This is a genomic window from Natrinema sp. HArc-T2 (assembly GCF_041821085.1).
GTDB lineage: Archaea > Halobacteriota > Halobacteria > Halobacteriales > Natrialbaceae > Natrinema.
Map to the genome: position 1 here is coordinate 478189 of NZ_JBGUAZ010000002.1, position 25310 is coordinate 503498.

Annotated in this window: 24 protein-coding genes; 9 read left to right on the plus strand and 15 right to left on the minus strand. The window is 63.2% G+C overall.

Annotated elements, in window-relative coordinates:
* The first annotated feature begins 16 nt into the window (after positions 1 to 16).
* A complete protein-coding gene (locus ACERI1_RS06905; protein ID WP_373617342.1) occupies positions 17 to 709 on the plus strand; it encodes an Sjogren's syndrome/scleroderma autoantigen 1 family protein in 693 nt (230 codons plus the stop codon).
* A 285-nt stretch (positions 710 to 994) separates the two neighbouring features.
* Positions 995 to 1843, plus strand: coding sequence for a phosphatase PAP2 family protein (locus ACERI1_RS06910; protein WP_373617343.1), 849 nt, complete (start codon positions 995 to 997; stop codon positions 1841 to 1843).
* Positions 1844 to 1862: 19 nt separating this feature from the next.
* Here ACERI1_RS06910 and ACERI1_RS06915 read toward each other — a convergent pair whose 3' ends face one another.
* Positions 1863 to 4295: a DEAD/DEAH box helicase gene (locus ACERI1_RS06915; protein ID WP_373617344.1), complete on the minus strand. Its 2433-nt coding sequence runs from the start codon at positions 4293 to 4295 to the stop codon at positions 1863 to 1865.
* A gap of 142 nt (positions 4296 to 4437) precedes the next feature.
* Here ACERI1_RS06915 and ACERI1_RS06920 point away from each other — a divergent pair, with 142 nt between their 5' ends.
* Positions 4438 to 4938, plus strand: a complete 501-nt coding sequence (locus ACERI1_RS06920; protein ID WP_373617345.1) for a TspO/MBR family protein — start codon at positions 4438 to 4440, stop codon at positions 4936 to 4938.
* A 38-nt stretch (positions 4939 to 4976) separates the two neighbouring features.
* On the opposite strand, the gene ACERI1_RS06925 is transcribed toward ACERI1_RS06920, so the two are convergent.
* From ACERI1_RS06925 to ACERI1_RS06940, 4 genes are all read right to left on the minus strand, one after another.
* Positions 4977 to 6197 (minus strand): nitrate/nitrite transporter, encoded by a 1221-nt coding sequence (locus tag ACERI1_RS06925; protein ID WP_373617346.1) that lies wholly within the window; start codon positions 6195 to 6197, stop codon positions 4977 to 4979.
* Positions 6198 to 6338: 141 nt separating this feature from the next.
* A complete protein-coding gene (locus ACERI1_RS06930; protein WP_373617347.1) occupies positions 6339 to 6923 on the minus strand; it encodes a dolichol kinase in 585 nt (194 codons plus the stop codon).
* 250 nt (positions 6924 to 7173) lie between these two features.
* A complete protein-coding gene (gene glyS, locus ACERI1_RS06935; RefSeq protein WP_373617348.1) occupies positions 7174 to 8949 on the minus strand; it encodes a glycine--tRNA ligase in 1776 nt (591 codons plus the stop codon).
* Complete coding sequence (locus ACERI1_RS06940) at positions 8942 to 9796, minus strand: CBS domain-containing protein (protein WP_373617349.1); 855 nt, start codon at positions 9794 to 9796, stop codon at positions 8942 to 8944. The genes glyS and ACERI1_RS06940 overlap by 8 nt, the downstream gene beginning before the upstream one ends.
* Before the next feature lie 132 nt (positions 9797 to 9928).
* Here ACERI1_RS06940 and ACERI1_RS06945 point away from each other — a divergent pair, with 132 nt between their 5' ends.
* Together ACERI1_RS06945 and ACERI1_RS06950 are read left to right on the plus strand one after the other, a co-directional pair.
* Positions 9929 to 10090 (plus strand): hypothetical protein, encoded by a 162-nt coding sequence (locus ACERI1_RS06945; RefSeq protein WP_373617350.1) that lies wholly within the window; start codon positions 9929 to 9931, stop codon positions 10088 to 10090.
* 174 nt (positions 10091 to 10264) lie between these two features.
* Positions 10265 to 10771, plus strand: coding sequence for a hypothetical protein (locus ACERI1_RS06950; RefSeq protein ID WP_373617351.1), 507 nt, complete (start codon positions 10265 to 10267; stop codon positions 10769 to 10771).
* Positions 10772 to 11001: 230 nt separating this feature from the next.
* On the opposite strand, the gene ACERI1_RS06955 is transcribed toward ACERI1_RS06950, so the two are convergent.
* From ACERI1_RS06955 to ACERI1_RS06980, 6 genes are all read right to left on the minus strand, one after another.
* Positions 11002 to 11160, minus strand: a complete 159-nt coding sequence (locus tag ACERI1_RS06955) for a hypothetical protein (RefSeq protein WP_373617352.1) — start codon at positions 11158 to 11160, stop codon at positions 11002 to 11004.
* 207 nt (positions 11161 to 11367) lie between these two features.
* Positions 11368 to 12702, minus strand: a complete 1335-nt coding sequence (locus ACERI1_RS06960; RefSeq protein WP_373617353.1) for an ABC transporter ATP-binding protein — start codon at positions 12700 to 12702, stop codon at positions 11368 to 11370.
* Positions 12695 to 13861 carry an ABC transporter ATP-binding protein gene (locus tag ACERI1_RS06965; RefSeq protein ID WP_373617354.1) on the minus strand — a complete coding sequence of 389 codons (1167 nt, stop codon included), beginning with the start codon at positions 13859 to 13861 and terminating at the stop codon, positions 12695 to 12697. Before ACERI1_RS06965 ends, ACERI1_RS06960 begins: the two co-directional genes overlap by 8 nt.
* 2 nt (positions 13862 to 13863) lie before the next feature.
* On the minus strand, positions 13864 to 14898 hold the full coding sequence (locus tag ACERI1_RS06970) for an ABC transporter permease (protein ID WP_373617355.1): 1035 nt from the start codon (positions 14896 to 14898) through the stop codon (positions 13864 to 13866).
* A 2-nt stretch (positions 14899 to 14900) separates the two neighbouring features.
* Positions 14901 to 15902, minus strand: a complete 1002-nt coding sequence (locus tag ACERI1_RS06975; protein ID WP_373617356.1) for an ABC transporter permease — start codon at positions 15900 to 15902, stop codon at positions 14901 to 14903.
* Positions 15903 to 16001: 99 nt separating this feature from the next.
* Entirely contained in the window at positions 16002 to 17588 is a 1587-nt protein-coding gene (locus ACERI1_RS06980; protein WP_373617357.1) for an ABC transporter substrate-binding protein, read from the minus strand.
* Positions 17589 to 17991: 403 nt separating this feature from the next.
* Between ACERI1_RS06980 and ACERI1_RS06985 the strand changes: the two genes are divergently transcribed.
* Both ACERI1_RS06985 and ACERI1_RS06990 read left to right on the plus strand, forming a co-directional pair.
* A complete protein-coding gene (locus ACERI1_RS06985) occupies positions 17992 to 18504 on the plus strand; it encodes a twin-arginine translocation signal domain-containing protein (RefSeq protein ID WP_373617358.1) in 513 nt (170 codons plus the stop codon).
* 541 nt (positions 18505 to 19045) lie between these two features.
* A complete protein-coding gene (locus ACERI1_RS06990; protein WP_373617360.1) occupies positions 19046 to 19999 on the plus strand; it encodes a plastocyanin in 954 nt (317 codons plus the stop codon).
* Between the two features lie 37 nt (positions 20000 to 20036).
* Here the strand turns inward: ACERI1_RS06990 and ACERI1_RS06995 are convergent, their stop codons facing one another.
* Both ACERI1_RS06995 and eif1A read right to left on the minus strand, forming a co-directional pair.
* Entirely contained in the window at positions 20037 to 21149 is a 1113-nt protein-coding gene (locus ACERI1_RS06995) for an alanine--glyoxylate aminotransferase family protein (RefSeq protein ID WP_373617361.1), read from the minus strand.
* A 128-nt stretch (positions 21150 to 21277) separates the two neighbouring features.
* Complete coding sequence (eif1A, locus tag ACERI1_RS07000) at positions 21278 to 21568, minus strand: translation initiation factor eIF-1A (RefSeq protein ID WP_179261859.1); 291 nt, start codon at positions 21566 to 21568, stop codon at positions 21278 to 21280.
* A 149-nt stretch (positions 21569 to 21717) separates the two neighbouring features.
* Here eif1A and ACERI1_RS07005 point away from each other — a divergent pair, with 149 nt between their 5' ends.
* Both ACERI1_RS07005 and ACERI1_RS07010 read left to right on the plus strand, forming a co-directional pair.
* Complete coding sequence (locus ACERI1_RS07005; RefSeq protein ID WP_373617362.1) at positions 21718 to 21897, plus strand: hypothetical protein; 180 nt, start codon at positions 21718 to 21720, stop codon at positions 21895 to 21897.
* A 68-nt stretch (positions 21898 to 21965) separates the two neighbouring features.
* Entirely contained in the window at positions 21966 to 22226 is a 261-nt protein-coding gene (locus ACERI1_RS07010; RefSeq protein WP_373617363.1) for a hypothetical protein, read from the plus strand.
* 21 nt (positions 22227 to 22247) lie between these two features.
* Here the strand turns inward: ACERI1_RS07010 and ACERI1_RS07015 are convergent, their stop codons facing one another.
* On the minus strand, positions 22248 to 24224 hold the full coding sequence (locus ACERI1_RS07015; protein ID WP_373617364.1) for a DUF460 domain-containing protein: 1977 nt from the start codon (positions 24222 to 24224) through the stop codon (positions 22248 to 22250).
* 63 nt (positions 24225 to 24287) lie between these two features.
* Positions 24288 to 25229: a ribonuclease Z gene (gene rnz, locus ACERI1_RS07020; RefSeq protein WP_373617365.1), complete on the minus strand. Its 942-nt coding sequence runs from the start codon at positions 25227 to 25229 to the stop codon at positions 24288 to 24290.
* Positions 25230 to 25310: the final 81 nt, after the last annotated feature.

The window sequence follows — 25310 nt, forward strand, 5'->3', positions numbered from 1 at the left end:
ACACCTCTAGGTGGATATGAGCGACTTCGACAAGGAAGCAGAGCGCGAGAAACTCCGCGAGAAGTACGAACGCGACAAACAAGAGCGCAAGGCCACCCAGCGAATGAGCGATCTGTTGCTCAAGGGCGCAACGATGACCAACACCCACTGTGGGACCTGCGGCGATCCGCTGTTCCAGATGGACGGCACCACGTTCTGTCCCAGTTGCCACGGCAACCCCGATGCTGTCGAGGGAACCGACCTCGAGGCCCAGCCGGCTGACGAACAGTCGTCCACGGAGCAGTCTGCGACGGCACAGTCTGCCGCCGATGATCGCACCGATACTGCACCGATCGAGACGACGACAGAAGCCACGTCGGAGACGCCAGACACCAAGCCGGATGCAATCGGCCAGCGGGCGTCGTCCCCCGGCGCAACACAATCTCAGGACGAGCGCCAGTCCACACCTCAGTCCGATGTCGGGACAGCTGGCTCCGATGTCTCGAGTCCGACTGCCGACAGTCGAGCGAGCGAGCCGAGCGCCCCATCTCGGACTCCTGTGTCGCCCTCACAATCAGCTGACGGCGACCTTCACGTCGCTCACGACGCGCTCGTCCGCACGCTCGAGAAGTTCGCCACCGAGGCAGCCGCGACGGACGACCCACGATACGCACGGGAGTGTCTCGAGGCGGCGCGCGAGGCCGGCGAGACGCTGTCGACCCTGCGCTGACAGCCGACGGCGCTCGAGACAGTCGTACTGCTTCCTGGATTTTCTTGACTTTCTCTGCTGTGAGTGTGTTGCTCCATCGACCTGTAATCGATTCTCTACGCCCAATATGACAGACAAAATCCAAATCACTAGATATATATTTGATAGTATGGTGTGCTGTGACACAGATCGAAGTGAGTCAGATCGACCGCTGTGTCGGTCGTGCGCCGGGTAGACTCCGATTTCGCCCTCCATGCTACCGACCCGCGGTCACTCACCGACCCACGGAGAGAGGAGACCCTACCGATGGCACTTGGATTCGTCGTCTCACTCACGGTACTCGTCGTTTGTATCGGCCTGCTCGGGACTTGCGTGATCTGTCTCGATCGAACCGCTTTGAAGCGGACGGCAACCGACTACGATCGTCGACTCACCGAAATCTCGCCGTACGTTGGCGTCACGGCACTATTTTTCCTCGGCAAGCGGGCGACTCACGGCCACAGTTTACGGCTCTCGCGCGCGCTCGACTGGGATCTCACCGCTGAAATCTACGCCATCGAAGGCGAGTTCGTCGCGGTGATGCAAGACGTCGTCCCCGAGGCGACACTCGAGTTCTTCTCGGCGATGTATATGTTCGGGTTCCCGTTCCTGCTGGTGACCGCCCTGGTCCTGTATTTCCTGTTGCCCACCCAGCGACATTTGAAAGAACTGCTCATCGCGTACCTGCTGAACTACTTCATCGGGACCCTGTTGTATACGCTCTTTATCGTCTACGGGCCGCGCAATCACCTCTCGTCCGTCGACGGCCTGATGTACTCGTTTTACCCACAAACACAGGAAGTCACGGCGGCAGTGTCGGCGAACACGAACGTTTTCCCCTCGCTCCATACGTCGCTGGCAGTCGTCGTCATGCTGTTCGCCTGGCGCTCACGCGAGGAATACCCGCGGTGGTTCGGGATCTCGTCGTTCGTGACGAGTTGTGTCGTGTTCTCGACGATGTACCTCGGGATCCACTGGCTGATCGACGTTCTCGCGGGCGTTCTCCTCGCTCTCGGGAGCGTTATCGGTGCCGAACGGATCGTCACCCGCGTGGAGGGTACAGCAGGCTCCGTTCCCACCGGCGAGGACGCCATCGCATCCGACGCGAGCGACTAATCGCCGTGCCGCTCCTGTCTTACCCAGTATAGTCGCTTCCGATAACTTCTCGAATCCGCTCGGCGGTCACCTGCCCGACGCCGTCAGCTGCTTGCAGTTCGTCTTCGGTCGCGATCATCACGCCCTCGACCGTGCCGAACTCCTCGAGGAGCGAGCGCGCGGTGACGGGACCGATCTCGGCGATCGAGGCGACGACGTACTCCTGTTGCTCGCTCAGGGTCTTACTGGCTTTCTCGCCGTGGACCGACACCTCCCGGTCGGCGGTCGCCTGTTCCCGACCGGCGATCACGGCCAGCAGTTCCGTCGTGTCGGCTTCGCTTTCGGTCCGCAGAACGCTCGCGCCGAAGTCGACCGCGAGACTCGAGAGCGCGCCCCGAACCGCGTTCGGGTGAATGTCGCGTTGTTCGTACAGCCCGTCGCCTTCGACGACGACGATCGGTCGCGAGTAGTGTCGCGCCATGGCGCCGACCTGCTCGAAGACCGACCGGTCGCCCCCGACCAGCGAGTCGACGAAGTCGGCGACGGACTTGCGCTCGACGGCCACTCGATCCGAGAGGACGTAGTCGCCGACGGCGAGCGTCTCGAGGCGGACGTCGATCTCTTCGCGTCGTGAGAGGTCGCGGGCGATGTTGGCGTCCATCTCGCGCTGGTCCGCAACGATTTCGACGGCGTCGCCGTCGGCGTGTGGTTCGTGCGTTTCGACCTCGCTGTCCTCGTCAGGGTCCGACTTTGCGTCGGCGAACTCCTGTAAACCGGGCTGATCTGCAACCCCTCCGCTTCCGGTGGAAGAATCGCCGACGGCGTCGACTTTTCCGTCGTCCTCGTCTACTTTCACTCCGCGCTCACTGTCGCTTCCGGCCTCGAAATCGGCCAGTGACTGCTGGGAGTCGTCGAGTTCGTCCTCGAGCTCGTCGGCCATCCCTTTCAGGTCGCGTAACTCGCTTTCCATCTCTTTTTCGCGCCGCCGGGAGATCCAGAAGTAGGCCTCGTCGCGGGTGTCCTCGGCCATCAGGACGACGACGCGCCCCTCAGACTGACGACCCGTTCGACCCTTGCGCTGGATCGAGCGGATCGCGGTCGGGACGGGCTCGTAGAAGAGTACGAGGTCGACTTCCGGAACGTCGAGTCCTTCCTCCGCGACCGACGTGGAGACGAGCACCTCGAACTCGCCCGCCCGAAACTCGTCTAACACCTCCTGTTGTTGCTTCTGGGTCATGCCGTCTGAACCCTCGCGGTCGCCCTGTCCAACGAAGCGCTTCGCGTCGAAGCTCTCGCTCAAAAAGTCCGTCAGCGCTTCTGCCGTGTCGCGGGACTCGGTGAAAACGATCACGCGCTCGCCGCCCTCGAGCCCCAGCGTCTCGGCCAGCAGCATACGGGTCTTGCGGTATTTGGGGTGGAGCTCGTCGAAACTCTCTGCCTTCCGCATGGCCTCACGGACGCGCGGGTCCGAGACCATCCGCTGGCTCGCCTTCGACGCGCCCGACGAGCGAGCCTGGTTGCGCTGGCGCTCGAAGTACCGGCGCAGAGCTTCGACGCTCTGGGTTTCGACCAGCGTGACCGCCTGTCGGAGTTTCATTACCTCGGCGTGGACCGACATCCCCTCGAACCCCTCCGACTGGTCGTTGTTGATCAGCTGCTGGAGTTCCGCGCGCATCCGATTGAGATCCTTCTGGGACTGATCGGGCTGGGTCGACTTCGCCACGCCCAGTTCTTTGAGCTTCTCGAGGCGGTCTTTGATGACTTCGTTCAACGTATCCCGAATCTCGATGACCGCGTCGGGCAGATCGATGCGCTCCCACTCGACCTCGGTCTCGTGGGTGAACTCGTCGACGTCGGCGTCCTCTTCGGTCATCACCTCGACCTCCGCGATGCCGAGGTTTTCACAGACCTCGAGGATGGCTTCCTCGTCGCCGCCGGGCGAGGCCGACATGCCCGTCACCAGCGGTGCGTTGGCGTCAGCGTGGTACCGCTCGGCGATGTAGTTGTAGGCGTAGTCGCCGGTCGCGCGGTGGCACTCGTCGAAGGTGACGTGGCTTACGTTCGCAAGCGAGACGCGGCTCCCGACGAGATCGTTTTCGATCACCTGTGGGGTCGCCATCACGACCGTTGCCTCCGTCCACAGCTCGGCGCGGTCGTCCGGGCTCACGTCGCCGGTGAAGACGACGATCTCCTCGTTGGGGATTTGGAGAGCCTCCCGGTAGAAATCGGCGTGTTGCTGAACGAGGGGTTTCGTCGGCGCGAGCATCAGGGATTTGCCGCCGACCTCCTCGAGCCGTCGGGCCGTGACCAGCAGGCTCACCGTCGTCTTCCCGAGCCCGGTCGGGAGACAGACGAGCGTGTGGTGGTTCGCGGCCGTCCCCGCGAGTTTCAGCTGGTAGAGGCGGCGTTCTAGAAAGTCGGGCTCGAGCAACGGATGCTCGATCGACGCGACGTCCTCGTCCGTCGTTGCCATTGGCTGCGATTCGACGCGGGCGCTGTTAAGGATTGAGATAGCGGAGTGAAAGTGGTCTCGCGGCTGCAGTAGCCGCTGGTGCTGGCTGACTCGTGGTCGGTTAGGCTGCTGATATATACATCGAGACAGCCTACACTGCCGCATGGAAACCCGAACGATCCGCCAACGCCTGCCGGACCTCGGGTCGATCCTCACCGCGGTCGGCTTCGTCCTGCTGGTCAACCTCGTCGGGGCGGCACCGAGCGCGATCGGATCGCCCGATACGCCGTGGTTTCGCGCCCTCGAGAAACCGTGGTTTTACCCGCCGACGATCGCGTTTCCGGTCGTCTGGACGCTGCTGTTTACCCTGCTGGGCGTTGCGCTGTGGCTCGTCTGGCGCAGCGATGCCGACGGTCGGCGGCTCGCGCTGGGGCTGTTCGGCGCACAAATGCTGTTCAACGTTGTCTGGACGCCGACGTTTTTTGCGCTCGAGGCGCCGCTTGCTGCCCTCGGCGTTATCGTCGTCCTCTGGGGACTCGTCGTCGGGACGATCGTCGCGTTCCGACGGGTCGACCGCCGTGGGGCGGCGCTGCTGGTCCCGTATCTCGCGTGGGTGACGTTCGCAGCCATCCTCAATTTCGAGCTCTGGCGGTTGAACGCATGAGGACAACGAACGCAGCATTTCGCTTCGTTCGGCCACTGTCACTGTTCCGATAGTGTGGGAAGCCACCGCGTCAAGGCTATCGCGACGACGACGAGGCCGGCCAGCACGAGGTACGCCTCGTCGAAGTAGCCCCGGTCGGCGAGCGCACCGAACAGGACCGGACTCGCCGCGCCGGTGGTCATGTAGACGGTCCGCAAGAATCCGAGCCCCGTCCCCTGCATATCCGACGGAAACGCCGTCGTCATGTACGGCAGGGTGATCGTCCCGTAGCCGAGGATGCTCGAGAGAAAGACAGTCCCGACGGCGATGGGCCAAAAGCCCTCGAGAAACGGCAACGCGACCAGCGAGACGACGATAACGCCCAGCACCGGTGGCAGCGCCGTCCGGATGCCGAACCGGTCGTAGAGCCGACCAGTCAACGGCTGGACGACGATCCCAGTCGCGAAAAAGGCGCTGAACAGCCCGGTCGCGACCCCCTCCGAAAAGCCCTTGATCTCGATCAGGTAGGTCGGATAGAAGCCCGTAAACGCCTGCCAGGCGCAGTAGGTGAGGATCTGGATCGCGGTCACGGTCACGATCTCCCGCCGGCGCAGTTGCGAACCGACATAGCGTGCCGTCTCGAGCGAGACGCTATCGACGGCACTGGTCGTACTCGAGGTACGTGCGGGGACGACGAGCCGGAGGCCGATCGCCACGGCGACGAACGCCGGGACGACGAGGCCGAAGCCGTACTGCCAGGCGAACGCCGAGGCGATGCCGCCAGCCGCAAGCGGGAGGACGGTGTTGCCGACCTGACCCGCCGCCATCGTGATCCCGATCGCAGTCCCGTCGTTGTCGGGGTAGATATTCGACAGCGTCGTAAACCGGGCGACGCCGTACAGCGCCGTCCCGAAGCCGAAGGCCGCCGTCGCGAGATAGACGACCGGCGCGGAGCCAGCGACAGCGACGAGACCGAGTGTCACTGCCGAAATCACGGTGCTCGCGACGAGAACGTTTCCTTCACCGAATCGGTCGGCAAGCAGTCCGCCCGGGAGCTGTCCGAGCGCATAACAGAGCCAGAGTGCAGTCAGCAGGAAGCCGGCAGTCGTCAGATCGAGGCCGTAGCTCTCCCGGAGATACGGGAGCAACACCGGATACGCGAGTCGGACGCCGATCGAGAGGAACCAGCCGGCGGCGACGGCAACCAAAATCCCTCCGCGCCCGTCCGCCAGAAATCCGCGGACGGTTGCGAGTCGACGCTTCGTTCCCAGACGTGACACGGTTCTCTCGTTCGTTTGCGCGCGGCTGCCTTGAGCGACTCAGAACGGTACGACCTTGCCGATACCGGAACCGGTCGATGTCCGCTTTCGCTTCACAACTCACGTCCTGTGGCCGTCCGCACTGTGCGGTCGCGACTGGGCCTACAGCGGCACGACCTCGAGTGCCATCCACGCCAGACAAGCGGCATAAATCGGGATCGTCAGGTTGTCATCGATGATGTAGGTGCGGATCTCGAGGGTGACGCCGTCGGCGATCGTCGCGCCGAGGGCGGCGACCAGCGCGACCGCAAGCGGCAGGAACGGGATCGCGACGACCGTCGAGACGAGAAACATCGTGATGAGCACTTTCGGCGGCTTGACCCGCTGGAGGGTGTTGTCCGAGACCGTGCCGCTGATCGGATCGCCCAGCGCGAGCATCAACATCGCCGGCAGGGCGATATCCGGCTCGAAGACCACCACGACGGCAGCCATACTGATCAGATACAGCGCGTAGGCAGCGGGGTTGTCCTGCTCGTACTCCCGGGTGAGCACGTCGTAGAGCCGCCAGTTGAGTCCGACCTGGAGTCGCAGAAACTCGAGGACGAGCGCCCCGGTCGCGAGCAGAATCAGCAAGAGCTGAAACCGGAACCACGTGAGTCCGAGCTCGAGGGCGTCGGCAAGCAGATAGAGGACGACAAGCCCCGAGCCGCTGGCGTGGACGAGTCGCCGCTTCAGTTCGTCGGCCATTATGTCGTGGCTCGAGAGAGATGACCTTCAGTCCGTCGATCACCTCCAACCTTTTACACTGCGGTCTGCCGCGAGCGAGGCACGAAGCGCCTCGCTCGCGGCGTCCCTCGGTAAAAGGTTGATCAAAAGCCTCCTCCCTCCGTTTCGGCCCCGAAGGGGCCTTCACATCGGTCGTCGGCCTGCTCGTTTACCCTTCGGTTCACTCGCAGAGACAACAAAACCTGTACCGCTACCACTGCTACTGTAGCTGCTACAGTTCTTCGAACTCGAGGTCGCCAGCTCGAATCGCCGACAGCGTCTCGGCGAGTTCGTCGACCGGGAGTCGCTTCTGGTCGGTCGTATCTCGTTCACGGACCGTAACCGTTGTTTCCTCGTCTTCGATCGTCTCGTAGTCGACGGTCACACAGAACGGCGTGCCGACCTCGTCCTGGCGGCGGTAGCGCCGACCGATGTTGCCCGAGTCGTCGTAGGTGACCGACAGACCTGCCTCGCGCAGGTCCTCGACGATCCCGTCGGCCTGGGCCTCGAGGTCGTCGTCGTTTTGTAGCGGGAAGACGCCGACGAACATCGGCGCGACTTCCGGCTCGAGCTCGAGGAAAGTGCGATCCTCGCCGTCGACTTCGTCCTCGCGGTAGGCGTGGTGGAGGACGGTGTAGACCAGCCGGTCGACACCGAAGGAGGGTTCGACGACGTGTGGGGTGATGTGCTCGCCGGATTCGGTCTGTTCCTCGACCGCGAAGCCGGTTTTCTCGACGGGGATCTCGTGGGTTTCACCCTCGAGTTCGAATTCGACGGTCTCGCCTTCGAACGCCTCGCGGTCGCGAGCGGCGAGGTCCTCGAGTTTGCCGACGACGGCCTGTGCGTCGCCGCCGAATTCGGGCCCGAGATAACTCATGTCGGGGTCGACGGTGGCGCGCTCGACGGTCTGTGGCTCGTCGTACTGCCGGAAGATGGTAAAGCGGTCGCCGGAGTGTTCGGCGTGTTTCGAGAGGTCGTAGTTGCCTCGATGGGCGAAGCCGGCCATCTCGATCCAGTTGCCGTCGATCTCGCTTTCGGCGTCCCAGCAGTCGCTGGCGTAGTGGGCCCGCTCGCCAGCTAAGTGCTGGCGGTAGCGGAATCGGTCCATGTCGACGCCGACCGCCTCGTACCATGGCTTGGCGACGCCGAGGAAGTACGCGACCCACGGGTCCGTGATGATATTCTCGTCGACGGCTGCGCCGATCGTCGTCTCGAAGGCCTCGCCGTCCTCTTCGTTCTGCTCGCTGGCCGGGTAGAGGGTGACTTCGACGTCCTCGACGCTCGAGAGGTCCGGTTCGTCGACCTCGGGATCGATGAAGTACTCGAGTTCGGCCTGTGTGAACTCGCGGGTCCGGATGATCGATCGCCGCGGGCTGATCTCGTTGCGATACGCACGACCGATCTGGGTGACGCCGAAGGGGAGCTGGTTGCGCGCGTACTCCTTGAGGCGGGGGAACTCGACGAAGATGCCCTGTGCGGTCTCGGGGCGCAGGTAGCCGGGATCGGAGTCGCCGGGGCCGATGTTCGTCGCGAACATGAGGTTGAAGTCCTCAACAGCTTGGCCTGCCAGCCCGGCACCACAGGAGGGACAGACGAGTTCGTACTCGGCGATGACCTCCTCGACTTCGGGGATCTCGAGGCTCTCGGCGTCCTCGTACATCGTGTTGTCCTCGACGATGTGGTCGGCGCGGTGGCTCTCGCCACAGTCGGGACACTCGACGAGCATGTCGTCGAAGCCGTCGAGGTGGCCCGATGCCTCGAAGACGGGTTCAGGCATGATCGTCGGCGCGTCGATCTCCATGTTACCCTCCGCGACGGCAAAGCGGTCGCGCCAGGCGTCCTCGACGTTGCCTTTCAGGGCTGCACCCTGCGGGCCGAAGGTGTAGAAGCCGCCGACGCCGCCGTAGGCGCCCGACGACTGGAAGAAGTAGCCGCGTCGCTTGGCCAGTTCGACCAGTTTCTCGCTCGTGCTGTCGCTGCCGTCGTCCGTGTGTTGTTGCTCACTCATACAGTGCCTCCAGCAGATCGATATCACGGACGATGCCGACGAGGTCTTCGCCCGTGACCAGCGGGATCTGTTCGATGTCGTTGCTGATCATCCGCTGTGCGGCTTCCTGTACCGACGTACTGACTGCAACCGTCACCACGTCGTCGCTCATGAACTCCTGGACCGGCCCGGTCGGGATCTCGATGTCCCGCGTGGGGAGATAGCGGCTGCCGACGGCCTTGATCCCTTCCCACGACCAGTCGTCGTCCTGATCGCCGAAGTTGTCACCGGTCGACTCCTCCCCCTCGACGATCCGGGCGACGTCGATGATGTCGACCTCCGTGAGGATCCCGCTCATCCGACCGTCGTCGTCCAGTGCCACGGTGTAGGGGACGTTCGCGTAGGAGAGTCCCCGTTCGGCGACGGGCAGCGGTGCCCCCTCGTAGGTCGTGTTCACGTCCTCGCTGACGTAGGATTCGACGGTGGCATCGGTCTCCTGATCGCCCGTCGCGATCGCGTGGATCACGTCCGTCACCGTGACGATCCCCTCGAACTCGCCGTCGACAACGGGCACGCGCCGTGCACCTTCTTCGACCATCGTCCGAGCGACGGCCTCGAGGCTCGTCTCAGCCGTCGTCGTCGGCATGTCTTCTTCCATCAGCATGACGAGCTGGTCCTCGTCAGGCTGTTCGATCAGCGTCTCCCGCGTGACCAGTCCGCGGTACTCGAGCCCGTCGTCGGTCTCTTTGACGACCGGCACGGACGAGAACGACTGCTCTTGGAGATACTCGAGCACGTCGGTCCGGGTGCCCGGCAGATCGACGGTCACCACGTCCTCGCGAGGCGTCATCGCGTCGGCTACGTTCATATCCCCACCGTACGGCTAAAATGAGTATAAACCCAGTGTTTCACACCCAGTCTCTGTCCGATTTCCGATCAGTATTGCGATCGGATAGTCAACTTCGACGACTTTATATACTAGTGAGTGTGACTCACTATCATGGCAACATCCCCCAACGCCATGGCGTCCGACGATACGATCGTCGGTTCGATCGATTCGACGGCCGCGAGCGACGAGTACGTCATTGCGGATATCTCCGCCGACGGTGCCTGGCTGTCCATGGAGGCCGAGGATGCACCGACGCTGCCGGCCTGGCGATAACGGGGGGTGGGATCGGGATTTTCTTCGGTGAGACCGGTCGCGACGTCGATCGCGACCGAAACTAACAGTTCAACAGTCACGACTGGCCGCTGTGCTGTCCCGTCCATCCGTTGCTCACGTCTGAGTCGCGTTCACACCGGTAATCGTTTGGCACTCTATGACATAGCATTGCACATGTCGCTCGAGCAACTGTTCGATCAGCTTCCGGACCCGAGGTCACACTCGTTTCCCGACTACTCGCTGCCACGCGGCGATCCCGTGTTGCCGATTGCGATCACACGGACGGAACTGTCGACAATTCTCGAGCTATACGAGACGTTTCAGGGTGTCGATCCGACGGGCCTGGACGCGAACCCGTTTCTCGAGGCGGCGACGACGTACATGCAGCGGTCGTTCGGAATACCCCAATATCGACCGGACGAGCAGTTACACGACGATATCGCAGCCCTGCTTAACGATTTCTCGGACGACCTCGGCGGCCGATCGATGGGCGTCGTCGACGCGACGCCGGCTCACCACCGGACGCTGTATTTCTTCCTGATCAGTTGCCGTGGCTATCACACTGCGCCTCACATTCGGTTCACACCCGACGAGGCGGCGGTGGAGACGCTGTATGACGTCTATCAGCGCGTGACCGAACAGGACGTCTATCTCAAGCGACCGTCGTCTGTGCTCGAGTAACCCGTCAATAGCGATGTCTCGTGTCGGCTGTCGGTATGACTCCCGACGTAGTGGCCCGGTGAGTCACACTCGGCGACGGATGACTGCGTGCGGATTGATCGATCGGAATCGAGGGAAAGAGAGGGAAGGTCGGTCATCGACTCGAGTCTGCATACGGACTCCTGTCTGTCAGTAACGGTGGGACCGCAGGCGGTCGCGGTCTCACCGGTCACTCGGGACAGCAGATCGTATCACCCGGTGAGGAAGCCACCCGGCGAGATACGAGTCGCGGGACGGCCCTGTTCGTCCGTCGCCTGGTCGTCGCCGAGTTCGGGGGAGTGGGCGATCGTTCGTCGTGCCTTTGCGATTCGCTGCGTGCTTGCCGTGACGGTGGCGAGAATCTTACTCATACATGAGTAAAGAAGAAAGCGGCGTACTTAAGGGTTTTCGAGATGAAAGATCGTGTATGTTCGACGGCGATGGTCACGATTTCGCCATCGAGTGAACTGAACTCCTGACCCGTCTCGAGCCAGAATTCGTCAAATTCTCCGAGCCAAAATTCTGTGGTTCGGGATCGATTCACAACCATACAAAAACCGACATTAGGGACGGTCCGGTCACCGATGAAGATGACAGGCAGTAATGTGGTCGCCGTCGCCGTATTCGGCCTCGAGTTCGTAGGCCGGTCGCTCGCGGGCACAGATGCTCTCCGCGGCGAAGGCCTCGAGCAACAGGTCGGTCGCTGCCGTCCACCGCTTGGAGTCGTCGTCGCTGTCGGCGTCCGCACCGCGGTCGGTGGCGACGAGATCGATCGCCTCCTCGACGACCGCGCCCGCCTCGCCCCGTGGGGGGCTCCCATCGAAGAACTCGGCCTCGATCCGCGCGGCCGTCGTCGGTTCGAACGTCCGTCGTTTGACCGCTCGCATGAACGCCCGCGTCTGCGTCCACTCCTCGTCGGTCCAGCTATACCTGTCGGGTTTGATCAGGCGCGGACACCGCGTCCGGAACCGACAGCCCGAGGGCGGATCGACCGGGCTCGGAACCTCGCCCTCGAGCACCCCACGCGAGCCGGTTTCCCGCGGATCGGGAACGGGGATCGATTCGAGCAACGCCTTCGTGTAGGGGTGGTGGGGGTTCTCGAAGAGTTCTTCCTTGTCGGCGAGTTCGACGATGTGGCCCAGATACATCACCGCCACGCGGTCGCTGATGTGACGGATCACCGAGAGGTCGTGGGCGATAAAGAGGTACGTCAGCCCGAACTCGTCTTGCAATCGCTCCATCGTGTTCAGCACCTGCGCCTGGATAGAGACGTCCAGCGCGGAGACGGGCTCGTCACAGACGACGAAGTCCGGGTCGACCGACAGCGCCCGCGCGAGGTTGATGCGCTGGCGCTGCCCGCCGGAGAAGGCATGAGGGTACCGGTTGTAGTGGCGCGGGTCGAGCCCTACCTTCTCGAGCAAGTCCTTCGCCCGGGCGCGCCGACTCTCGTCGTCTAACATGTCGTGGGCCCGCATCGGTTCCTCGATGATCTGCCCGACCTTCATTCGGGGATCGAGCGAGGACTGAGGGTCCTGGAAGATCATCTGCATGTCCGACCGACGCTGTCTGAGCGCCTCGCCGCCGAGGTCGGCCAGGTTCTCCCCTTTGAAGTAGATGTCTCCCTCGGTGGGCTCGAGCAGGTGCAGGATCGTCCGTCCGAGCGTGCTCTTGCCACAGCCGCTCTCGCCGACGAGCCCCAGCGTCTCGCCGGGCTGGATCGCAAGCGAGACGTCGTCGACTGCCGACACCCGCTCGCGGTCGACGCTGATCGGCGGGAACTCGCTGGGATCGAACTGCAGGCCTGCGAGCAGCCCCGATTCTTGGTCGAAGTGTTTCGAAACGCCCTCGAGCTCGAGCAGCGGGCCGTCCCGGTCGTACTCGCGTTCCTCGTCCAGCCGAAGCCCGCTACTCATGCCCGTCACCTCCGCCGTCGTCGCTGGCCGGGTTCGCCGCGAGTTCCGATGCCGGCGTCTCGCTTGGCTCGCTCCGTCTGTCGCCACCTGCCCCCTCGAGCGGCGGGCTCCCGTCGTAGTCGACGTCGAAGGCGTCGTGTTTCACGCAGGCCGCGCGGTGGGGCTCGCCGTCGGCGTCGGCGACGACCATCGTCTCCGGGTGGACCCGCTCACACACCGCCCGCGCGTCGGGACAGCGCGGATGGAACCGACAGCCCGAGGGCGGGTCGATCGCTTCGGGCATCACGCCCTCGATCGTCTCGAGTTGTGCGACGGTTCGGTCGGGTCGGGGAATCGAGTTCAGTAAGGCGTTCGTGTAGGGATGGTTGGTGTCGTAGAACAGCTCGTCGACCGGTGCCTGCTCGACGATTTCGCCGAGGTACATGACGTTCACGCGGTCGCAGATCTCGGCGACGACGCCCAGATCGTGCGTGACCCAGATGACGCTCGTCCCGTACTTCTCCTGCAGCTCGTCGACGAGGTCGATGATCTGCCCCTCGACGGTGACATCGAGCGCGGTCGTCGGCTCGTCGGCGATGATGAGGCTGGGCTCGCAGGCCAACGCCATTGCGATGAGCACACGCTGGCGCATGCCGCCGGAGAACTGGTGGGGATACTCCTCGTATCGCTGCTTGGGATCGGGGATGCCGACCTCCCGGAGCATCTCGATCGCCTCCTCGCGGGCCTCGTCTTCTGCCAGCCCACGGTTCCGTTCGATGAACTCCCGGAGCTGGCCGCCCACGGTGAAGACGGGGTTGAGCGACTCCATCGGATCCTGGAAGATCACCGCGATCTCGTTGCCCCTGATCCGGGTCCGGAGTTCCTCGTTCGAGAGGGCGTCGTCCCGTCTCCGGGGCTGGCCGTCCGGTCCCTCCTCGACGGCGATGATCGTCTCGCCCCTGTAGCTGATCTCGCCGGCGACGATCTCGCCGGGGCTCTCGACGAGCCCCATGAGACTCATCGAGGCGACGCTTTTCCCGGCGCCGCTCTCCCCGACGAGGCCGACGATCTCGCCTTCGTGGACCTCGAAGGAGATGCCGTCGACGGCGTGTACTGTACCTGCCTCTGTGAAGAACTGTGTCGTGAGGTTCTCGACGCGAAGGAGTGGGTCCGAATGCATGGTTAGTCCTCGATTCGCGGGTCCAGGGCGTCCTGCAGCCCGTCGCCGAACAGGTTGAAGCCCATGATGGTGATCATGATCGCCAGTCCCGGCCAGATCGACAGCCAGACGTTCGAGTGCATGTAGCTGTCGTGTGCGACCTTGAGCATCTGTCCCCAGTCAGGAGTCGGCGGCTGTGCACCGTAGCCGAGAAACGAGAGCCCGGCGACGATGAGGATCGTCACGCCGATCTGGAGTGTCGCGTACACCAGCACCGGCGCGAAGCTGTTCGGAACGACGTGTCGCAGGATGATGTCTCGATCTTTCACGCCGGCTGCCCGGGCCGCCTCGATGTAGTCCATCTCGCGGATGCTCAGCACCCGGCTCCGGATGATCCGGGCGAAGACGGGAACGAAGGCGATGCCGACGCCGAGTACCGCATACCAGATGTTCGCCCCGCCGACGAAGACGGTGAAGACGATAATGAGGATCAGCGGCGGGATCGCATACACCGTCTCGACGAGTCGCATCAGAACGTCGTCGACCTTCCCGCCGTAGTAGCCCGCGACGGCACCGACTGCCGTCCCGCCGGTGAGGCCGATGAACGTCGAGACGAGTCCGACGAACACCGACACCTGCGTGCCGTAGACGACCCTGGTGAAGTAGTCGCGGCCGGTGTGGTCGGTACCGAGCGGGTGCTCGAGCGTCCCACCCGCCGGCAACGGATTCCACGACTGCTCGGCCAGCGGGAAGTACGGCGGCATATGCTGGGTTCCCTCGCCCGGCGGCGGGATGTGCGTGGGGTGGTCGAAGATCGGCAACAGCCTCGCGAACGTGTAATCCGAGACCTGGCCGAACGTGAGCCGCGAGAGGTTGCTGTCGACGAGGGCGTACACCGCGACGAACATCACGATCGCCACGATGTACAGCCCCCACCGGGCCGTCGTATCCTGCTTGATCCGCGCGACGGTGTAGCGCCAGCCAACGCGGGCCTCGACATCGTCCTCGTCGGTTACTGCGCCCGTGTCGCGTTCGAGCGATGAGTCGCCGATTGCCATCGTTATTCTCCCTCTCCGTAGGTGACCCGCGGATCGACGTACGCGTACGAGATGTCCGTGATGATGACGCCGATCACGAACAGCGTGCCGAGCACCATCGTGACGCCCATGACGAGCTGGTAGTCGTTGCGCTGGATCGCCTCGACGAACAGCTGGCCCATGCCGTTGATGTTGAACACCGTCTCGACCAGGACCGCGCCGCCGATCGCCGTCGACAGGTTGAGGCCGACGATGGTGATAATTGGCAGCTGGGCCACCTGAAACGCGTGCTTGCGGAGGATCGTCCGTTCAGGCACGCCGTAGGCCCGGGCCAGCTTGACGTACTCACCTTGCAGTGACTCGAGCATCTGCGTGCGCTCGACGCGCATGATCGTCGCCATCTGCAGGGTTCCCAGCGCGATCATCGGCAACAGCAGGTGGCGCAGCGACTGATAGTACAGCTCGAGGTGGCCATCGATCCCGTGGTAGGAACTGGGCGGTCGCCACGGGTAGATGAGCCCGCTCGAGGGCAGCCAGCCGAGCTGGACCGCGAAGACCAGGATCAGGACGATGCCGATCCAGAACGACGGAGTGCTGACGCCGACGAGCGCGACGAGCCGCGAGGCGTGATCGGTCGGCTCGTTGCGCCGGTCGGCGGCGACGATGCCGAGCGGGATCGCTGTCACCAGCGCGAACGCGTACGCCGAGAGGACCAACAGGAGCGTCGGCCCGAGTCGGTCCAGCATCAGATCGGTGACGGGCCGCTGGTAGTAGATGCTTTGACCGAGATCTCCCTGCAGCAGGTTGGCCATATACGTCACGTAGCGCTCGTGGAGCGGTCTGTCGAGGCCGTAGCGTCGCTCGATCGTCCGGACCAGCTCCTCGCTGTGTTCTTGACCCTGTAACATGAGGCTGACCGGATCGCCCGGCCCCAGGTTCGCGAGCAGGAACGTGATGATAGAGATCCCGATCAGGACGGGAATCGCTTGCAAGAGCCTGTATATCGTGTACTTGAGTAGCTTCATTGGTCCCTGAGTCTGGCTTGCACTGGGTCGACGCCGTTGGACCGAAGCGGCGGGGTGCCATGGGCCGTCGAACTCGAGCTAAGCTGTCCGGCTGCCCGCTCACTCGAGCGACACGTTCGTGTAGTCCGCGACCAGCGTCGGGTTCCGCGTCACCTCCGGATGAGCCTGTAGCCCCTGGACGTAGTCGCGCGCGGCCATCGTGTTGTCCTGGGTGAATGCAGGGAGGACGGGCACCTGTTCGACGATCTCCCGGATGACCGGCTCGTAGATGTCATAGCGTTCCTCCTGTCCGGCGGAGTTGCGCCCCTCGGCGATCGCCGCGTGGAAGCCGCTGCTGCCGGCGTAGTAGTGACCCTGATTGACTCCGGCCTGACTCTCGTGAAAGAGCGGATAGAGGTAGTAATCCGGGTCGGGCCCGCCGGTCCAGCCCAGCAGGTACATCTGGTAGTCGTCGGCGCTGCCGCTGGTGTAGGTGTCGACCAGCGTCGCGAAGTCGAGCACCTGTACGTCCGCCCCGTAGCCGATCTCGTCCAGTCGGGTGGCGATCCGCTCGGCCAACTGCGCGCGAATCCCCTCCGGCGTAATGATCGTCGGCGTGAAGTCGTCGGGCGCGTGTTCGTCCAGCAGCGACTGCGCCCCGTCGGGATCGTAGTCGGGGAGCAGCTCCTGATACTCGTCCTGTGGGAATCCCCAGACCTCGTTGACGACCGGCGGAATTGGACTGTACATCGGCGAGGTCACGTTCCCCGCATTGGATTCGATGAAATCCGACATCGAGAACGAGTGGGCGATGGCCCGGCGCACCTCAGGATTCGTCGTCGGTCCCTCGTTGCAGTTGAACGCCATGTACATGAACGTCGGGCTCTCCGCCGAGTAGAGGGAGACGCCCGATTCGTCCTCGAGGACGTCCCAGTCTTCGTTTGGCACGCCGGCGATGACGTCGGTGTTCTCTGCCCGGATGTCCGAGACCCGGCCCGCGTCGTCGTCGTGGGCGACGAAGCGGACTTCCGGAACGTTCGGCTCGAGGTCGTCCCAGTAGTCGTCGTTGCGCTCTAGGTCGACGTACTCGTTTTCCTGCAGGCCGGCGAACTCGAACGGGCCGGAGCCGACCGGATCCGTGTTGAACGCCTCGCGGTCCTCGGTGCGGACGCTTTCGGGCACGACCGTCACGCCCATCGTCGCGAGTTCGAACGGGCCGTACGGGTCTTCCCCGAGGTCGACCTGGAGCTGATAGTCGTCGATAACCTCGGTGCTCTCGATCATGTCGTACTCCGAGGCGTTCTCCGTCTCTTCTTCGACGGGTGCAGTAAACGAGTGTGCGACGTCCCCAGCAGTTACCTCGTCCCCGTTGTGGAACGTCGCACCCTCCTCGAGTTCGAAGATGTACCGTGTGCCGTCGCGCTCGACGGTCGGCTCGCCGGTCGCGAGTTTGGGCTGGAGCTCGAGGCCCTCGCCGTACTCGTAGAGTCCGTCGAAGACGAGTTGAATCACCTGAAAACTGTAGGCGTCGTTCGAGACGACGGGATCGAACTGTTCTTCGCGCGATTGCTCCTGCGTAAAGTGCAATCGGTCGCCACCTCCGGGCCCTTCCCCACCGATGCAGCCTGCGATCAGTGACGCAGCGATGGCAGCCCCGGAGCCGAGGAGTCGTCGCCGCGTCACAGCTGAGTGATTCGGCACCACCATGATTGGTAATATCTCCCACGCTATTTTGGTATCAGCAGGGTACTGACCCCAAAGGACGTGTTACTGGTCGATAAGAGACTCGTACTGGATCGAATAGGTCCGAAAGTTGTTCATCGATGTCGATTTGTGTTCGTCAGTGGTGTGAAGGTATCGCCAACGCGTTCCGAAGACGCTCGCAGTTCAGTGACCGACGACTTTCTGTCCGTTCCCGGTCTAAACGACCGGAGTGAACTGGCGACCGCCTTCGGTTCGTGCTCCGAAGCGTGATTTATGGTGCCACTGCACCAGTTCCGTCCCGCACCACTCTATAGTAGATGATAGTGCTATATTGTGGTGTGTATTGTCATACCATTCTAGCAGAAGAAGGTATCAATTTTTATGTTCTCAGGCTAAACGTCCGTTGATGGCACAAGACAATCCAGTTTCGCGGCGGACAGCGCTGAAGCTGACGGGTGCGGCGGCATCGACGGCCCTCATCGCTGGCTGTAGCGGTGGAGGCAACGGCAACGGCAACGGCAACGGCAACGGCGGTAGCGACGGCCCTGCGGAGATCGAATCTGGCGCAAAGATCGAGTTCGACGGGCAGACGGGCGGCTGGGAAGGCCTCTCTCCCTCCTCGATCGAAGGCGCGACGAACCCGACGCTCGTCCTCACGGAAGGAGAAACGTACGAGATGGGCTGGACGACCGGTGACGGCGCCCAGCACAACATCGAAATCCGTAACGACAGCGGCGACGTCGTCAACGACCTCAAGACGGAGGGAACCTCCTCCCAAGAACCCGAAGACCAGTGGCTCGAGTTCGAGGCCAGCAGCGACATGACCACGTACATCTGTGAGTTCCACACGACGACGATGGTCGGCGAGCTGCAAGTCGAAAGTGGCAGCGGTAGCAGCGGCAACGAATCCAGCGAGTAACTCCACAACCAGTTGGGTTACGACGTCGAATTCGACCTCTGACTGAATCGAATTCGTCGCCGTTCGTTCCGCTTCTCCCGTATTTTCTCCGCCAACGCTGGATGACCGCCGATAGCGAACGCGGTCGCATCTCCCATTTCCTCTCCCCCATTTAATTCGGAAATAAATGCGTTCAAGCTTGTTACGAAATCAGGTACGATTTGTTCCGATCAGTGGACCCGTCGAACGGTGTTGCGGAACGGATTTCACTGCCTCGAGTGCGGTTACCCTCTGGGAGGGCGCAATCCTCGAGGGTACGGCCAGCAGCGAACTGGCGGTGTACCGCTGTGAACCCACCCACTGATGGAAGGCGAGAGCACGGTCGAATAACGACCCTCGATTGCTGCTCCTGACCGATTTTCCCTTATTTGAAAGGGACTTTAGGCTGTGGCTGGTTCCGGTCTGTGTGCTTCTTTCCCGTCTGCTGACCGCTATGTGGCCATAATATTTTCATACTTGTATGTAAGGAAGACTTATACGACTGGCGAGAAAGCGATTGAATATGTCTGAGAAAGATACTTTCCGCACTCGGCGAACAGTATTACAACTCGCCGGTGTTGCGGTCGCCAGTGGATCACTCGCGGGCTGTCTGGACGACAGCACCGGTGACGACGATGCGGACCCGACCAACGCCGGGACCATCGAGTCGGACGACAACAGCACCGACGACAGTGAGGGGAGCGATGCCGACGATACCGACAATACTGTCCAGGGAATCGAAATCGAACCCGGAACGGCGATCGAGTTCGACGGACAGACGGCCGGCTGGGAAGGGATCGCGCCCTCCTCGATCGAGGGTGCGTTGAATCCGACGCTTGTCCTCACAGAAGGAGAAACGTACGAGATGGGCTGGACGATCGGTGACGGCGCCCAGCACAACATCGCAATCCGTAACGACAACGGCGCGGTCGTCGACGACCTCGCGACGGAGGGCGTCGTCGAGCCCAGAGACCAGTGGCTCGAGTTCGAGGCCAGCAGCGAGATGACCACGTACGTCTGTAAGTTCCACGAGACGACGATGGTCGGCGAAATCGTGATCGTGGACAGTGACGGGACGGTGGTGGAGTCGGATACCACCACTGACGACGAGCCCGACGAGACCGTGGACACGTACGGGAAGACGGTCGAACTCGAGCCCGGTGCGGACATCCGGTTCAGCGGCCAGACTGTCTCTTGGGAAGGACTCTCGCCAGCCGCACTCGAGGGCGTCGAAAATCCAACGCTCGTTCTGCAGGAAGGCGAAGACTACTCGATCGGCTGGACTGACGGCGACGGTGCCATGCACAATCTGCAAATCCGCAATGACAGCGATGAAATCGTTAACGGGCTCGAGACGCCTATGGTCACGGAGCCAGACAAAGATCAGATCCTCGAGTTTACCGCCAGCCCTGAGATGACGCAGTACGCCTGTCACCCACACGAGACCACGATGATCGGCTCAATCCGGGTCGAATAACGGTCGTCGATTCGGAAACCGAACGCTCGAGCGCCAATTACAATCCAGCGACGTCCTCGATGGCGTCGGTGAGTTCCTTGATGCTCTCGAGGTCGTGTTCGCCCATATGTCCGATGCGGAACGTCTTCTCGCCGAGCTGTGAGCCGTAGCCGTTCGAGAAGACGAAGTCGTACTCCTCGCTGACGGTCTCGATGGTTTCCGCGACGTCGATCCCCTGCGTGTTCTCGATACAGCTCACCGTCTGGGACTCGTAGCCCTCCTCGGGGAACATATCGAAGTGCTCGCGGGCCCACTCGCGGGTGTACTCTGCCATCTCGCGGTGGCGCTGGTCGCGGGCGTCGTGACCTTCCTCGAGCATGTGTTTCATCTGCTTGCGGTAGGCCAGCATGATCGGGATCGCGGGCGTGGAGTGAGTCTGGCCTTTGCGCTCGTAGTAGTCGATCGTCCGCTGGAAGCCGCCGTACCACGACGCCGAATCTTTCTCGAGTTCGCGCTCGTAGGCATCGTCGCTGACGACACAGATCGCCAGGCCCGGCGGCATGGCGAAGGCCTTCTGTGAGGAGGCGAAGATCACGTCGATGTTGTGCTCGTCGATGTCGACGTAGTCGCCACCGAGCGAGGAGACGGCGTCGACGACGAAGTAGGTGTCAGGATAGTCGGCGATCACGTCGCCGATCTCCTCGACGGGGTTGCGCACGCCCGTCGAACTCTCGTTCATCACGGTTGCGACCACGTCGTAGTCGGTGTCGCTTTCCTCGAGTTCCGCGCGGATGTCCTCGGGCTTGATGGCCTGGCCCCACTCGTACTCGAGGCGGTCGACGTTTTTGCCCAGTCGCTCGGCGACGTTGGCGTGGCGCTCGCTGAAGCTGCCACAGGTCGGGACGAGGATGTTCTCGTCGACGAGGTTGAGCGTCGACGCTTCCCAGAACTCCGTCCCCGAGCCCGTGAGGATGACGACCTCGTTGTCGGTGCCGAGGAATTCTTTGGTGTCCTCGACGATGGTCGTATAGAGGTCGGTCATGCGGTCCATGCGGTGGCCGAACATCGGCTCGCACATCGACTCGATGACGTCGTCGCGGACTTCGGTCGGCCCCGGAATGTACAGCTTCTTATCGGGATAGTCGTCTTTGTATTCCTGTTTCTTGGTCACGGAAACCACCTAAGTACGCTCCACTGCGTCGCGCGGTGGTATGGTACTTTTGATACCGCACCGGAACGGGTTGGTGGTCGGACTCCCGCGACTGCGTTCAGGATGAAGCCACGCAAAACGAGCGGCGGTTACTGAATGTGTCCTTCGCGACGGAGCTGATCGGCGTCGCTTTTCTCGTAGCGCCAGGTGATGTCGGCCTTTTCGTCCTGCCAGTCCCAGGGTTCGACGAGGACCACGTCGTCTTCGCGGATCCAGATGCGTTTTTGCATCTTGCCGGGAATGCGTGCGGTGCGCTCTTTCCCGTCGGCACAGCGTACTTTCACGCGATTCGCCCCGAGCATGTTCGTGACGGTCGCGAAGACCTCGTCGTCCTCGGGCATCCGGAGGTTCTTCCGACCGCCATCTCCGTCGTCGCTCATGGCGGCGGCTTCGCGTTCAAGCGGTTTAACCCTTTATCGTTTCTTCGCCCTCTCGTTGGGCACAGCCGACAGTCTCGGCTACTGGCGACCGCTGTCGAGCGGCGCGGGGAACCACGCTGCTTATTTCGCTTGGCTCTCGACGCGTGGATATGTTACGAAACCTCGGTGCGGTCGGCGTCGTCGGAATCGTGCTCTTGCTCGCCGGCATCGCACTCGTCGCGTACGAGAGCCTCTTGATCGCCGCGGGGATGGCCCTCATCCTCGCCGGCCTCGGACTGGTCGTCAAATCCCTGGTTTCGAGGATGCTCCAGAGCTTCGGGATGTTCTGATCGCTCGAGCGGCGATCGACCCGGAACCGGGGGTCAAGCGTTTTGCGCTTGGGCCGCGTACTGTCCGTATGGAATACACGCTCCAGTACTACGACCTCGTCTTGAGCGGTATCGGAGCGAGCCTCGGCCTCGGAGCCCTCATCGGCTACGCGACCGCCGTCTCGTTTTTGGCTGCGATCGTCGGCTTCGGCGGCGTCGCGATCGCGCTCATCACCCACGCGCTGTTCATCAACGGGCCGGTCGACGACACCGACGATCTGACCGAGGAGGTCGCGCTCGAGGAGGTGCCACAGGTGTTGTCGCCGATCGAACCCGGTCCCGAATCGTAACGGACAGCGACTCGAACCCCGTCAGACCTCGTTGTTCCCGGCGCGGTGCTCGCTGATGAGCTGGTCGACCATCGCTGCTTTCCGATCCCGTTTCCGGGCTTCGGCGCGCTCGTGCCAGTCGTCGATGACCGCCTCGACGTCGTCCTCGCGGGCGACGGCGAGTTCGTCGACCTCCTGCATGGCGACGTCATCGGCGGGCCCGACCGGGATCTCGGCGTCGAAGAGGATCTCGTCGGCGATCTCCGAGAGGCCGCCGTCTTTGAGGATCACGCGGGGGTCGAACTCGGCCATGAGTTCGGCCGTCGACCGGCCCGCGCCGCTTGCATCCCGAATGTAGACCACGTCCCCGCTGGCGATGCCGTACTGGTCGTCGGCCTCGCGGATCGCGCCTTTCGTAAACTTCTCGACGACCTTGACCGGGACCAACCCCTCTTTCTTCGCGGAGACATCGCTGAAGTTCGAGTGATCGAGCTTCCAGAGGGCCTTCATCCGCTCGACCTTCTTTTCGAGTTCCTCGACCTCCTCGCGAGCCTCGTCGCGTTCGCGCTCGAGCCGGTTTGCCTTTCGCTCTAAGCGGCTCACCTCGCGGTCTTTGCGGACTTCCTTGCGCTCCTGGCGTCTGGCACCGCTGAGGCTGTTCTCGAGTTCGTTGATCCGTTCGTCGCGGTCCTCGACGCGCCCCTCGAGAGTGTCGACGTGTGATTTGAGCCGCTCGACCTGCCGCTCGAGGGAGTTGATCCGCTTTTCTTCGGCGGTAAGCTCGCGGGGCTCGTGCTCGGTCGCGTCGTCCTCGCTGTCGCCCTCGTCGTCGCGCAGGTCCCGCAGGACGGCTTCGACGCTTTCCTCGCCGGCGACGACGCGAGCAGTGACTTCGCCACGATCCATGCCCGGCGGGAGCTTGGCGGCGATCCGCTCGAACTGGTCTTCGTGGGCGTCGAGGGCGTACAGTGCGGCCGCCATCGCGTCGCGCTGGTGGTCGTTCTCATACGGATGCTCGCGCGTGCGATGTTGTTTCTCGTCGACCGGCAGGTCCCGCGTGGGCGTCCAGGCTGCGGCGTCGAAGCTCCGGCGGAACTTCTCGACGGTTTCGGGGATCGGCGTCACGTCGGCCGCGACGATGATCGGCCGACCGCGCTCGACGATCCACTCGATCACCTCGGCGGTGTCGCTGGTCCGTGAACTCCAGACATCGAGTACCTCCCCCTCGAGGCTGACGATGGCGACGGCGGTGGTCGTCCCGGGGTCGATCCCGACGATGACGTGGTCACGGCGTTTGACCAGTGGCCGGAACTCGATCCCGTCGCGACGCTCGCGTTCGATTTCGACGCGGACGTCGCCCGACCGGTTGCGCGAGACGGGGATATCGCTCGGGCGCGCTTCGACGGTGAAGACGGCGTTGGCGAAGCCGCCGTAGGCCTCGCGGACGTCTCGCTCGTACTCGAGGTTCGCCTCTTCGAGTGCCGACTCGACCTCGCGGGCCCGTTTTCTGACCGAGCCGTGGATGCGGCGGGTGTAGCGATCCTCGCTCCAGCCGCCGCTGCCGGTCGAACGGCCTCGGGAGACTTTGACCTCTGTCGTATCGGTAAACGCCGACACTTCGTGGCCGACGTTGTGGGCGGCCAGCCGGGCCGCGGCTTCGGCCTCTTGCATCGGATCCTTCCCGTAGGGGATCCCGTGGCGTTTCGCGACGCGAGACAGCGGCTCCGGCTGTTCGGCACCTGTCACCTGGACGAGCCGCGTATCGGCAGGTAACGAGCCGAGAAAGTGGATCAGCTGATCCTTGTCGGCGGCGAGCTCGTACATGTTGTCGGTCGCGACGATCGCCGGCTCCTCGTCGTCGATCAACCGCCTGAGTTTCCGGTGGGAGACGACGTCCCGGCTGACATCGTCGCCGTCGTAAACCGCCAGTGCGTACGATGGCGCGTCACCGCGCACGTCACCGCTCTGAATGTCGACACCGAAGACGACCGCATCGAGCGCACTCGTTCGCGTACTCACAGGCGCCTCTAGGAACGAGTCGGCTATAAATCCGGCGCGGGTTTCGCGGTGATCGCCGGTCGATTACTCCTCGCTGTCGGGATACGGAATCTCGAGTTTTTGCCCGTCGTCGGGGACACAGACGTTCTCGGCCTCGCCCGCGAAGACCTCACGGGCCTGCCCGAGGTGGTCGCCCGCGTAGCCGGCATAGCGCGACGAGATGTGCATCAGTGCGAGCCGATCCGCGCCGGCTCGGTTTGCGATCTCGGCGGCCTGCCGAGCCGTCGCGTGGGCAGTATCGGTGGCCCGATCGGCGCTGTCGTCGGCGAACGTCGCGTCGTGGATCAGTAAGTCTGGTTCGTCGGTGACCTCGATCGTCGCCTCCGCGGGGCGGGTGTCACCGGTGTAGACGATCGACCGACCGGGCCGGGGCTCGCCGACGACCTGCTCGGGGTCGACGACGGTGCCGTCCTCGAGTTCGACGGATTCGCCTTCGTGGAGTTTCGAGAACTTCGGGCCGACGGGAACGCCGAGTTCCTCGGCGCGCTCGCGGTCGAACCGGCCCTTGCGGTCGTCTTCGACGAGCGCGTAGCCGACCGATCGAGTGTCGTGGTCGGTCGCGAACGCACGGACCTCGTACTCGTCGGCGCGGTAGGCGACGTCGCCGCCGCCGACCTCGTTGATCCGCACCGGAAACGAGGGGCGGTTCCCGAGGGCGTTGACGAGCGACTTGAGCTGGCGGCGCGTGCCGTGGGGTGTGTGGATCGCCAGCGGCTCCGTCCGATCGTTGAAGGCCATCGTCTCGAGCAGCCCCGGTATTCCGAGGACGTGGTCGCCGTGGAGGTGCGTGACGAACAGGTGCGAGATCGAAAAGCCGGTGCCAAAGCGCATCATCTGGCGCTGAGTTCCCTCACCGGCATCGAACAACAGTCCCTCGCCCTCACGGGCGACGAAGACGCTGCTTGGGTTCCGTTCGGTCGTCGGAATCGCCCCGGCCGTCCCCAGAAACGTCACGCGAAGCGGCATTGGTCGACGTTCAACGGGCCGTGGCTAAACCGGCTTCGAATCGTGGGTGTGTCTGGGCTGTGTCTCCATGCCCGTCGGCTC